Below are 725 nucleotides of genomic sequence, written 5' to 3'. Positions count from 1 at the left end.
TAAAAGTTCCACAACATTTGCTTTTGCCCTCTGTTGCTTGCTTCGCATTACTTTCAATCTACATTGTTCAGTTTTCAAGGTGCAGGCTTCCGGCCTTTCTCAAGACCAGATCGAAACATCTGATCCCTCAGGTGCTTCGATCTGATTTTGATTGGTGGAGATAATCGGGCTCGAACCGATGACCCTCTGCTTGCAAAGCAGATGCTCTCCCAGCTGAGCTATACCCCCATCCCGAAACCAGGGCTTTGGTGGTGGGCCCAAGTGGACTCGAACCACCGACCTCACGATTATCAGTCGTGCGCTCTAGCCAGCTGAGCTATGGGCCCATCTCGTGTACCCTCTAAATTAAACAACGTGAAAGTCCATTCGCACCGAAGTCCTGACCTTAGGACGTTACAAGAGAGCTCCAGCTCCCTTGAAGTCTCCTTAGAAAGGAGGTGATCCAGCCGCACCTTCCGATACGGCTACCTTGTTACGACTTCACCCCAATTATCGAACCCACCTTCGGCCGCGTCCCCCTTGCGGTTAGACTACGGACTTCGGGTGTTCCCGACTCTCATGGTGTGACGGGCGGTGTGTACAAGGCCCGGGAACGTATTCACCGCGGCATGCTGATCCGCGATTACTAGCGATTCCAACTTCATACAGGCGGGTTTCAGCCTGCAATCCGAACTGGGATGGCTTTTAGGGATTTGCTCCACCTCGCGGTTTTGCTTCCCTCTGTT

Annotated in this window: 2 tRNA genes and 1 rRNA gene; all 3 read right to left on the bottom strand. The window is 52.7% G+C overall.

Going from position 1 to position 725, the window contains the following annotated elements:
• Positions 1–152: 152 nt before the first annotated feature.
• Positions 153–228: transfer RNA gene (locus tag ACTNBZ_RS14355), tRNA-Ala, on the bottom strand.
• Positions 229–249: 21 nt separating this feature from the next.
• A tRNA-Ile gene (locus ACTNBZ_RS14350) sits at positions 250–326 on the bottom strand.
• A 104-nt stretch (positions 327–430) separates the two neighbouring features.
• A 16S ribosomal RNA gene (locus ACTNBZ_RS14345) occupies positions 431–725 on the bottom strand; the annotation flags it as partial.

It is taken from the genome of Pseudoflavonifractor sp. HCP28S3_F10 (genome assembly GCF_052065415.1).
Classification (GTDB): Bacteria; Bacillota; Clostridia; order Oscillospirales; family Oscillospiraceae; genus Pseudoflavonifractor_A.
The sequence above is the reverse complement of the archived record's forward strand: the minus strand, read 5'-3'. Positions and strand labels throughout refer to the sequence as shown.